General features: G+C 72.6%; 8 protein-coding genes. 1 reads left to right on the top strand and 7 read right to left on the bottom strand.

Translation table 11 applies throughout. The features are described from left to right. Positions 1-64: 64 nt before the first annotated feature. From K7862_RS27090 to K7862_RS27065, 6 genes are all read right to left on the bottom strand, one after another. Positions 65-1,153, bottom strand: a complete 1,089-nt coding sequence (locus tag K7862_RS27090; RefSeq protein ID WP_222967129.1) for an aldose epimerase family protein — start codon at positions 1,151-1,153, stop codon at positions 65-67. Continuing rightward, positions 1,150-2,301: a LacI family DNA-binding transcriptional regulator gene (locus K7862_RS27085; RefSeq protein ID WP_222967127.1), complete on the bottom strand. Its 1,152-nt coding sequence runs from the start codon at positions 2,299-2,301 to the stop codon at positions 1,150-1,152. Before K7862_RS27085 ends, K7862_RS27090 begins: the two co-directional genes overlap by 4 nt. Positions 2,302-2,422: 121 nt before the next feature. Continuing rightward, entirely contained in the window at positions 2,423-3,427 is a 1,005-nt protein-coding gene (locus K7862_RS27080; protein ID WP_222967125.1) for an ABC transporter permease, read from the bottom strand. Then, positions 3,424-4,389 (bottom strand): ABC transporter permease, encoded by a 966-nt coding sequence (locus K7862_RS27075; RefSeq protein ID WP_222967123.1) that lies wholly within the window; start codon positions 4,387-4,389, stop codon positions 3,424-3,426. Before K7862_RS27075 ends, K7862_RS27080 begins: the two co-directional genes overlap by 4 nt. Further along, a complete protein-coding gene (locus tag K7862_RS27070) occupies positions 4,386-6,050 on the bottom strand; it encodes a sugar ABC transporter ATP-binding protein (protein WP_222967121.1) in 1,665 nt (554 codons plus the stop codon). Before K7862_RS27070 ends, K7862_RS27075 begins: the two co-directional genes overlap by 4 nt. 123 nt (positions 6,051-6,173) lie before the next feature. Next, positions 6,174-7,289 (bottom strand): ABC transporter substrate-binding protein, encoded by a 1,116-nt coding sequence (locus K7862_RS27065; protein ID WP_262413882.1) that lies wholly within the window; start codon positions 7,287-7,289, stop codon positions 6,174-6,176. Between the two features lie 556 nt (positions 7,290-7,845). Between K7862_RS27065 and K7862_RS27060 the strand changes: the two genes are divergently transcribed. After that, positions 7,846-10,080, top strand: coding sequence for a glutaminase family protein (locus K7862_RS27060; protein WP_222967120.1), 2,235 nt, complete (start codon positions 7,846-7,848; stop codon positions 10,078-10,080). Between the two features lie 240 nt (positions 10,081-10,320). Here K7862_RS27060 and K7862_RS27055 read toward each other — a convergent pair. Further along, on the bottom strand, positions 10,321-10,683 hold a 363-nt coding region (locus K7862_RS27055; protein ID WP_222967119.1), incomplete at its 5' end, for a LacI family DNA-binding transcriptional regulator.

The raw sequence follows: 10,683 nt of genomic DNA, 5'->3' as shown, positions 1-10,683 counted from the left end.
CGCGGGAAAGCCCTGGGGGCGGGACCCGGTCCGGGTCCCGCCCCCAGGGCTGTGTGCGAGCGGCTCAGCCGCGTCCCGCCAGGTGCGGGAAGCGGAACTCGGTGGCGCTGCGGAACTCCTCCCCCGGCCGCAGGACGGTGCTGGGGAAGTCCGGCCGGTTCGGGGAGTCCGGGAAGTGCTGGGTCTCCAGGCACACCGCGCCGTGGCGCTCGTAGGGCTTGCCGTCGGCACCCGCGAGGCTGCCGTCGAGGTTGTTGCCGGTGTACACCTGCACGCCCGGTTCCGTCGTCCAGACCTCCAGACGGCGCCCGCTGACGGGGTCGGCCAGCCGGGCGGCCCGCCGCAGCGCGCCGTCCCGCGGACCGGGGCCGAGCAGCCAGCAGTGGTCGTAGCCGCCCATCGCCCGGACCTGCGGGTCGTCGTCGGCGATCCGCTCCCCGATGGGGTGCGGTTCGGCGAAGTCGAAGGCGGTGCCCGCGGTCGGCACGGGGTCCGCGAGCGGGATGCCGTCTGCGCTGGCCGGCAGATAGGACCCGGCGTCGAGGGCGAGCACGTGCGGGAGGACGTCTCCGGCGCCGGCGCCGGCGAGGTTGAGGTACGCGTGGTGCGTCAGGTTCACCACCGTGGCCCGGTCGGTGCGGGCGCCGTAGTCCAGCCGCAGGGTGCCGTCGCGGTGGAGGGTGTAGGTGGCGGTGACGTCGAGCGCGCCGGGGAAGCCCATGTCGCCGTCCGGGCTGTGCAGCGTCAGCCGCAGCGCCACGGCGTCGTCGCCGGTGGGTCCCGGCTCGGCGTGCCACAGCCGGCGGTCGAAGCCCTCGGGACCGCCGTGCAGCGCGTGGCCGCGGTCGTTGAGCGGGATCCGGTGTTCCCGGCCGTCGAGCGTGAAGGCGCCATGGGCGATCCGGTTGGCGTACCGGCCGATGACGGCGCCGAAGAAGGGGCTGCGCTGCTCGTAGTCACGGACGGCCGGCAGGTTGAGGACGACGCATGCGTCCTCGCCCGAGACGGCGGGCACCGTCAGGCTGTGCAGGATCGCGCCGTAGGTGAGCACGTCGGCGCGCACTCCGGTGCCGGAGTCGAGCGTCCAGCGGTCCACCTCGGAGCCGCCGGACGTCACGCCGAAGGCGGAGCGGACCAGGGAGGGGCGAGTCATACGGTTCCTCGGGCGACGGGCGGCTGCCGGGACTGGCAGCCGGCGAAGGCATGGGCGGGGGCGGCCGGTTCGAAGGCCGGTGCGGCGGGTCGCGGAGGGGCCCGACCTGTCCCCGACCTGCCGGTCGTCGACTCCCGCACGACCAGGGTGTGGCCGGGGGTGATCCGTACCGGCGCCGGCGGCGGCGAGGCGCCGTCCCAGCTGATGCGTTCCACCAGGCGGGTCACGGCGAGCCGGGCGATCGCGGAGGTGTCGGGTGCGATGGTGGTCAGCGAGACCGCCGCGTACCGTCCCTCCTCGGTGTCGTCGAAGCCGACCACAGCGACGTCCTCGGGGACGCGCAGCCCGTGCTGGGCCAGGGCGCGCATCGCGCCCAGCGCCAGCTGGTCGTTGCAGGCGAACACCGCGTCGGGCACCGGGCGTCCACGGCTGCGCTGCCGGGCGAGCAGCCGGGTCATGGCGGCCAGGCCGTCCTGGCGGCCCCGGCCGTCGGTGGCCGCCACGAGCGCGGTGGACGGGACGGTGCCGGCCGCGGCCAGTTCCTCGCGCCAGCCGCGCAGCCGCAGGTCGGCCTCGCGGCGGGCGCGGTCGTCGCTCGCGCCGACGAAGGCGATGCGGCGGCGCCCGAGCGACGCCAGGTGCCGGACCGCGGTGCGGGCCGCGGCGACGTCGTCGATGGCGATGTGGTCGTAGGGCACCCGGTACTCGCCGCCGCCCAGCAGGACGAGCGGGGCCTGGTCGGCGCGGGCCCGCAGGTCCTCCTCGGCGAGGCGGACGGGGCTGAGGATCAGTCCGTCGGCGAGGTGCGAGCGGGCGCCGTTGCAGACGGTGAGCTCGCGCTCGTACGAGCCGCCGGTGTGGTCGAGCAGGACGGTGCGGCCGTAGCGGGCGGCCGTCTCGATGACGGCGCCGGCCAGTTCGGCGAAGTAGGGGCGTGCCACGTCCGGCACCGCCATGGTGATCAGTCCGGTACGGCCGCTGCGCAGGTGACGCGCGGTCAGGTTGGGCCGGTAGCCGAGTTCGTCGACCGCCCGCAGGACGCGTTCACGCGTGGCCGGGCGCAGGTGCGGACTGCCGTTGACCACCTTCGACGCCGTCCTGAGCGAGACGCCGGCGCGCAACGCCACGTCCTTGAGGCTGACACCCACGGCGGCTCCTCTCCTTCGGCTGCCAGGGGCTGACGCCCGGGCTCACGCGGTGACCGGCCGGGGCCGGCCGCGGCCCGCCCGGCGTGTCCGGCCGGCGCCGCGGCCGCGGCCGGTGCGGCGGTCATTCGAGCTGCTGCTTGCGGCTGAGCAGGGTCTGCAGCAGCACCACGGCCGCCAGGAAACCGCCGTTGACGGTGTCGGTGAAGGCGGAGCCGTACTGCGAGAAGTAGTGGTCGATCAGGTTGTGGATCACCGCGAGCAGCAGGACGCCCGCCGCGGTGCCCCCGACCGAGCCGCTGCCGCCGGTGAGCAGCGTGCCGCCGATCACCACCGAGGCGATGGCGGTGAGTTCGTAGCCGATGCCGATGGTGGTCACACCCGAGCCGAGCCGGGCGCCGCCGAGCGCCCCCGCCGCGGCGGCCAGGGTGCCGGACAGCAGGTAGACCGTCACCTTGGTGCGGGCGACGGGCAGGCCGAGCAGGACGGCCGCGTTCTCGTTGCCGCCCATGGCGGTGAGGGTGTGGCCGAAACGGGTGCGGGTCAGCAGGACGATGCCGAGCACGAAGAACGCCGCGGTGATCAGCACCGGGGTCCACACGCCCGAGCCCAGGTGGCGGAACGCCGAGTGCTGCGGCACGAGGTAGGTGGTGGCGCCCTCGTCGGTGACCGCCTGGAGGAGTCCGCGCAGTCCGAGCAGTCCGACGAGGGTGACGATGAACGGGGCCATGCCCGCCTTGGCGACCAGCAGTCCCTGCACCGTGCCCCAGGCCGCGCCCACCGCGAGCGGCAGCAGGACGGCGAGCCAGGTGCCGTGGGTGGACCCGTAGGCCCCGAGCACTCCCCCGAGCGCGTACATCGAGCCCACCGACAGGTCGATGCCGCCGGTCATGATGACGAAGGTCATGCCGAGGGCCAGCAGCCAGACGAAGGCGTTGTTGCCCAGGATGCTGCTGATGTTGGACCAGGTGGGGAAGGTCGAGGAGGTGGCCGAGGCGATGGCGACCACCAGCACCAGGACCGCGAGCGCACCGCGGCGCTGCACCTGGGAGGCGATCCGCTCGCCGAGCGTGGCCCGCGGGGCGCGGGCCTTGGCGGTGGCCGGCGGCGGCAGCACGGCGGAGGTCATCGGGTACCACGCTCCTGGGAGGCGTAGACCGCGAAGCAGATGATCGCGGCCTCCACGATCTGGGTGTACGAGGTGTGCACGTTGTGCTGGGTGAGCACGGCGGTGATCAGCTGCATGAACAGCGCGCCGGCAACCGTGCCGAGCACGCGCACCCGGCCGCCGCTGAGCGGCGTGCCGCCGACGACCACCGCGGTGATCGCGTTCAGCTCCATGTTCAGTCCCTGGTTGGCCGGGTCCGCCTCGGCGCCGTGACCGACGATCAGCACACCCGCCAGCGCGGAGAGGACGCCGGAGATCACGTAGACGGTGATCAGCACCCGGCGCACCGGGAGTCCGGACAGCCGGCTGGCCTGGCGGTTGTCGCCGATGGCGACGAGTTGCCGGCCGAAGGTGGTGCGCCGCACCAGCAGCCCGGTCAGCAGCGCGCAGATCCCGGCGATCCAGGCCATCTCGGGGATGCCGGCCACGCTCTGCGAGCCGAGGTCGAGCAGGCCGGACTGGGTGACCGGCTTGGCGGAGTTGCCGTTGACGATCTCGGCCAGTCCGCGGACGCCGATCATCAGCGAGAGGGTGGCCACGATCGGCTGGATACGGGCCAGGGCCACCATCGCGCCGCCGACCGCGCCGGACACGGCGCCCAGCAGCAGGGACACGGCCAGCGCGGGAAGCATTCCGTAGCCGACGTAGAGCGGCACCACCGATGCGGCGAGCGCGATCACCGCGCCGACCGACAGGTCGATGCCCTCGGTGCCGATGACCAGGGCCATGCCCAGGGCCACCAGCAGGGTGGGCGCGACCTGGAAGAGCTGGACGCGGATGTTGCTCATCTGCACGAAGGAGGTGTCCAGGCCGACCGCGACGACGAACAGCACGGCCAGCGCGGCGTAGACGCCGTAGTCCTGGAGCAGGCGCCGGACCCGTGCGCGGTCGAGCGCGGGTCCGGTCCAGGTGAGGGAGGTCATCGCTGCTTCTCCTTCACGGGCGCGGCGGCCGGGTCCGATCCGGCCCGCGGCGTCCCGCCGGGGTTCTCGGGCCCGGTGGCCGGGCCGGGTTGTTCGGGAAGGTCGGGGTCGTCGGGCGACAGCGGCGGCGCGGTGGCCAGCGCGTCGAGCAGGCCGTCCTCGCTGACGTCCTCGCCGTCGAGGTTCCCCACCACGTGCCCGTCCTTGAGGATGACCACGCGGTCCGAGCCCTCGATCAGCTCCTCCAGGTCGGAGGAGATGAGCAGCACGCCGAGGCCGTCGGCGGCGAGTTCGTCGATGATGGACTGCACCTCCGCCTTGGCGCCGACGTCGATGCCGCGGGTGGGCTCGTCCAGCAGCAGCACCTTCGGGTTGAGGCACAGCCAGCGGGCCAGCAGCACCTTCTGCTGGTTGCCGCCGGACAGGTCGCTGACCTTCTGGTCCGGCCCGGACGCCTTGATCCGCAGGCGTTCCATGAAGAGGCGGACGACCTCGTCCTGCTTGGCCTGGGAGACCACGCCGGCCCGGGAGAGCCGGGGCAGCGCGGCGAGCGAGATGTTCTCGCGGACCGACAGGTTCGGGATGATGCCCTCGGCCTTGCGGTCCTCGGCGAGCATCACGACGCCGGCCCGGATCGCGGCGGCGGGGCTGCGCCGGTGCAGCGGCTTGCCCTCGATCTCGACGGAGCCGGCGTCGGTGCCGAGCGCGCCGACGATCGCCTTGGCGGTCTCGCTGCGGCCCGCGCCGAGCAGACCGCCGAGGCCGACGACCTCGCCGGGGTGGATGTCCAGGGAGACGTCGTGCAGGCGGTGGCGGACCGTCAGTCCCTCGGCGGAGAGAACCGGCCGGCCGGTCTGCCGTTCGTGCCGGTCGGTGTCGAAGGCCGTGGTGCCCTTGTCCCGTACGGTGGCCATCTCGCGGCCCAGCATCAGGGAGATCAGCCGCAGCCGCTCCAGCTGGGCGATCTCGCCGGTGTGGACGACCTCGCCGTCGCGCATCACGGTCACCCGGTCGCAGATCGCGTACAGCTCGTCGAGCCGGTGGCTGACGTAGACGACCGCGATGCCCTGCTCCTTGAGGCGGCGGATCACCGAGAACAGCGTCTCGACCTCGCGCGGTTCCAGGGACGAGGTGGGCTCGTCCATGATGACGACGCGGGCGTCGATCTGCACCGCGCGGGCCAGCGCGACCATCTGCTGGGCGCCCAGGCCCAGGGTGCGCAGCGGCCGGGTGACGTCGACGTCGACGCCGTAGCGGCCGAGCACCTCGGCGGCCTCGCGGTTCATCCGGCCCACGTCCACCAGGCCGAAACGCCGCGGCTCGCGGCCCAGGAACAGGTTGCGGGCGACCGACATCAACGGGACCAGGTTGACTTCCTGGTAGATCGTGGAGATCCCGGCGGCCTGCGCCTCCAGCGGGTTGCGGAAGTCGCGTTCGCGGCCGTCCAGCCGGACGGTGCCGCTGTCCGGCCGGTAGACGCCGGTGATCACCTTGATCAGGGTGGACTTGCCCGCGCCGTTCTCGCCGATCAGCGCGTGCACCTCGGCGGGCCGCAGCGCGAAGTCCACATCGCGCAGCGCGTGCACGCCCGCGAAGCTCTTGTGCACCCCCGATACCTCCAGAACGGAGTCACCGCGGGGGTCGAGGTCCTGCTGGACCATGGTCGTTCTCCGCCTCCTCGTACGGGGCTGCCGGCAGGCGGCCCGGGGCGCCGGTCCGGGCCGGAGGGCGATGCCGCGTGTGCGGGTTCTCCTCCGGCCCGGGGTGGTCAGCCGGCGCGACGGTCAGTACACGAGCCCCTGCGCCAGGGCCTGCTTGGCGTTGGCCGTGGTGAAGTGGCCGTCCTTGATGATCACCTTGTCCTGCACACCGGCCGTGCCGTAGAAGTTCTGCAGCGACTGGAAGGCCAGCGGGCCGAACCGCGGGTTGGTCTCGATGTCCGCGACGGCCAGGCCGTCGGCGACGTTCTGCACCATCTGCTGGATGCCGTCGATGGTGACGATCTTGACGTCCTTGCCGGGGGTCTTCCCGGCCGACCGGATCGCCTGGATCGCGCCCAGGGCCATCTCGTCGTTCTCGGCGTAGACGGCGTTGATGTCGGAGTGCGCCTGGAGCAGCTGCTCCATCACCTTCTGGCCGTCGGTCTGGGCGAAGTTGCCGGTCTGCGAGGCGACGATCTTGATGTTCGGGTACTTCGCCTTGACCTGGTCCTGGAAGCCCTTGGTCCGGTCGGTGGTGACGTTGTTGCCGGGCGTTCCGGTCAGGATCGCCACGTGCGCGTTGCCGCCCGTCGCCGTGTTGAGGTCGTCGGCGGCGATCTGCGCCTGACCGTAGAAGTTCGAGCCGATGAAGGCGATGAAGTCGGTGCAGGCGGTGCCGGTGACCGTGCGGTCGATGGTGAGCACCGGGATCTTCTTGGACTTGGCCTCGGCGAGGGCCGGACCGAGGCCGTCGGAGTTCTCCGGGGCCACGATCAGGACCTTGGCGCCCTGCGCGATCATGTCCTGGATCTGCGAGTTCTGGGCGTTGACGTCGGCGTTGGCGTTGCGCTCGATGAGCTTGACGCCGAGCCGCTTCGCCTCGTTCTCGATGCTCTTGGTCTCGGTGGCGCGGAACGGGTTGCTGGTCGACTCCGACTGGGAGAAGCCGACGACGGTCTTGCCGTCGGTGATGTTCAGCTTGGCAACGCCGCCGGCGTATCTGTCGGCGGTGCACGCCGGACCGGAGGCACTGTCGGTCGGCGTCGCCACCTGCTGTGCGGCCGCGGTGTTGTCCGAGGCGCTGCTCGACGGCGATTTCGCCGAGTCGTTGCCGGAGTTGGTGCACGCGGCGGCGGAAAGGCACAGGCCGGCCGTGAGCATCGCGGCTGCCAGGGTCTTGGCGCGCGGAAGCGTCTTCATGCGCCGATCACATCCTCGGGGGCAGTGAAGGTCGGGTGAGGGTGCGGGGAGCAGTCGCTGTCCTCCGCCGCTGTTTCCAACGTTGTAGAGACCCTGCGGCAACCGCCGGACACTGTCAAGCGTCCGTGCAAGGATTTCTGCTCGGCGGTCAGAAACACCCGCCTCGGGGCCAGTTGGTCACCGGCGTCCCGGCGGTCCCGAGAGTCACAGGTGAGTGGGGCTGCACACGGCCCTGAACTGGGCGCGGAGGACGTGGAGTCGACATTCCGGGCGGAAGAACCCGCCCTGGGTCTGGACAACGCCGCCGGGAGCGTGCTGTCATTCCGGTGCTTTCCAACGTTGTTACTTGAGGGGGCCGAGAGAGCCGCCGCGGTGTCCACCGGATCCGCGCTCTCTGCCCTCCCGGCACCGACCGCTCACCTCCGGGCCATGCGCCGCCGCCTCGTCGCGTGCGGACCCTCACCGCCCCCGCCCGGGAGCGACCGGAGCCGTCCCGACGACGCCGTCCGCCGGCCCGCCTGCCGCAGGCCGGTGTGACGCTCCAGGAGGTCTTGGCATGTCCGAAAGCATCAACCCGTCCGCCGCCCCGGGTGCCGGCGGCGAATCCCGCAGCGACGCCGGGGGCGTGAGCCGCCGCGGGCTGCTGGCCCGGTCCGGCGCGGTGGGCCTGGGCGCGGCCGGGGTGGCACTGCTGCCCGGCGTGGTAACCGCCGCGCAGGCCGAGCCGTCGACGACGGCGGGGTCCGCCCCCGCCACGTCCGCGTCCGGCAGCCCCGCGCTCTCGGCCTTCGACCCGCTGCGGCCCCCGGCCGTGCCGCTCGCGGTCCGCTCCCCGTACCTGAGCACCTGGATGGCGGCCGACGTTCCGGCCGGCCACTGGCCGACCTTCTGGACCGGCCGTGTCACCGCCATGACCGGCATCGCCGTCATCGACGGCCAGAACTACCTGTTCCTCGGCGCCCCGAACGTGCCCGACCACCCCCTGCCGCGCGGGCTGGCGCAGCGGTCGCTGACGCTGACCGCGACGCGTTCGCGGTTCGAACTCGAGGGCGGCGGGGTGCGGCTGACCCTGACGTTCCTGTCCCCGGTCGAACCGGGCGACCTGCGCCGCCAGTCGATGCCGCTGTCGTACATCTTCGCCGAGGTGCGCTCGCTCGACGGCAAGGCGCACGACGTCGGCCTGTACTTCGACATCTCGGGCGAGTGGGCGCACGGCAACTCCGGCACGAAGATCCACTGGGCGCAGGAGCAGGTGCCGGCCGCGGGCGCGGGCCCCAGCCTGACATCGTTGTCCTTCGCTCCGGACAGCCCGCAGGTCCTCCGCGAGACCGCCGACACCGCGTCCTGGGGCACGGTGGTGTGGAGCGCCGCCAACCAGGACGGGCTGACCTGGCAGATCGGCGCGGACACCGACGTGCGTCCCGCGGCGCTGGCGAACGGCAAGCTCGGCAACACCGCGGACACCGCGCAGCCGCGCGCGATCAACGACCGCTGGCCGGTGTTCGCCTTCCACTTCGACCTGGGCAGCGTGCGCAACGCGCCGCGCACCGCGGCCCTGTCGATCGGGCACGTCCGTGAGCCCTCGGTGAGCTACCTGGGCACCCAGCTCCCGCCGCTGTGGAAGTCCTACTGGTCCACCTGGCAGGACATGGTGGGGTACTTCCACGCCGACGCGGACGACGCGCGGTCCCGCACGGACTCCCTCGACCGCCGCATCCAGCGCGACGCCACGGCGGCCGGCGGCGCCAAGTACGCGGCGCTGTGCGCGCTGTCGCTGCGCCAGGCCTACGGCGCCACCGAACTCGTCAGCCGCAACGGCAAGCCGTGGGCGTTCCTGAAGGAGATCTCCTCCGACGGCAACGTCTCCTCGGTGGACGTCACCTACCCGACGATCCCGGTGTTCCTCTACACCGACCCCGGGTATCTGCGCCTGCTGCTCGAACCGATCCTGGACTACGCCGAGAACGGCGGCTGGCCCAAGGAGTTCGCCGAGCACGACCTGGGCTCCAGCTACCCCAACGCCAGCGGCCACAACGACGGCAACGAGGAGGACATGCCGGTCGAGGAGTCGGCCAACATGCTCCTGATGACCGCGGCCTACCTCGCGCGGGCCGACGCGGCGACGGCCAAGGCGTTCGCCACCGACCACTACGCGATCCTGCGGCAGTGGACCGACTACCTGGTGGCCAACGCGCTCGACCCGGGGTACCAGAACCAGACGGACGACTTCACCGGGTTCATCGCGCACAGCGCCAACCTGGCGCTCAAGGGCATCCTCGCGATCGGCGCGATGGCGCAGATCGCGACGGCCGCGGGCAACGCGACCGACGCCACCCGCTACCGCTCCACCGCCAAGGACTACATCGGGCAGTGGGTGACCAAGGCGCAGGACACCACGCCTGACCACCTCAAGCTCGCCTACGACCAGCCGGGCACCTGGAGCCTGAAGTACAACGGCTACCCCGACGCGCTGCTCGGGCTCGATCTCGTCCCGGCGTCGGTGGCCAAGGAGGAGGGCGACTGGTACCTGACGCAGGTCAACCAGTACGGCGTGCCGCTCGACCCGCGCCACTCGTACACCAAGGCCGACTGGGAGATGTGGACCGCGGCGTGGCTGCGCGGGCACGCGGTCAGCCGGGTGCTGATCGACACCCTGTACGACTTCGCGACGGCCACGCCGACCCGGGTGCCGTTCACCGACTGGTACGACACGGTGTCGGGCGTCCAGAGCGGTTTCCAGGCGCGTCCCGTGGTGGGCGGCATCTTCGCCCTGCTCAGCCTGACCAAGTAGCCGCGTCACGGCGGTGATGGCGTCGCCTCCCCGGCACGCGGAACGCCGCCCGCCCGTCTCCCCGGAGGCGGGCGGGCGCACTGGGGTCCGGGACACCGGGGCGGGCGGAGGCGGCATACGGGCACGCCGCAGGCCGGCCCGGCACGGGTGCTCCCGTGCTGGGCCGGCCTGCGGGTGGCGGCCTCGGATGACGGCCTCGGAGACGGCTTCGGGCGCCGCTTCAGCCGCGCGGCCGCCGCGTCAGGCGACCGGCGGGGAGCTGGACTCGCGGGCGATGAGCGTGTAGCCGGGCTGGATCCGCTCGGGGCGCATGTCCGGGGCGCCGGTCAGCCGGGCCACCACGCGTTCGACGGCGAGCCGGGCGATGGCCTGCTTGTCCGGGGAGACGGTGGTCAGCGCGATCGTGGAGAAGCGGCCCTCCTCCACGTCGTCGAAGCCGACGACGGAGATGTCCTGCGGCACCCGCAGCCCGCGCTCGACCAGGGCGCGCATCGCGCCCAGCGCCATCAGGTCGTTGTACGCGAAGACCGCGTCGGGGCGCTCGCCCCGGTCGAGCAGCGCGTTCATCGCGGCGGCGCCGTCCCAGCGACCGTAGCCGTCGGT

It is taken from the genome of Actinacidiphila acidipaludis, from assembly GCF_019890725.1.
Taxonomy (GTDB): domain Bacteria; phylum Actinomycetota; class Actinomycetes; order Streptomycetales; family Streptomycetaceae; genus Actinacidiphila; species Actinacidiphila acidipaludis.
Note: the sequence above shows the minus strand (reverse complement) of the source record. Positions and strands in the feature narration are given on the sequence as shown.

What these genes read in the sequence shown, in the direction of transcription:
- K7862_RS27090 (WP_222967129.1), bottom strand. Translation starts at nt 1,153, where the DNA reads ATGACTCGCCCCTCCCTGGTCCGCTCCGCCTTCGGCGTGACGTCCGGC.
- K7862_RS27080 (WP_222967125.1), bottom strand. Translation starts at nt 3,427, where the DNA reads ATGACCTCCGCCGTGCTGCCGCCGCCGGCCACCGCCAAGGCCCGCGCC.
- K7862_RS27075 (WP_222967123.1), bottom strand. Translation starts at nt 4,389, where the DNA reads ATGACCTCCCTCACCTGGACCGGACCCGCGCTCGACCGCGCACGGGTC.
- K7862_RS27070 (WP_222967121.1), bottom strand. Translation starts at nt 6,050, where the DNA reads ATGGTCCAGCAGGACCTCGACCCCCGCGGTGACTCCGTTCTGGAGGTA.
- K7862_RS27065 (WP_262413882.1), bottom strand. Translation starts at nt 7,289, where the DNA reads ATGAAGACGCTTCCGCGCGCCAAGACCCTGGCAGCCGCGATGCTCACG.
- K7862_RS27060 (WP_222967120.1), top strand. Translation starts at nt 7,846, where the DNA reads ATGTCCGAAAGCATCAACCCGTCCGCCGCCCCGGGTGCCGGCGGCGAA.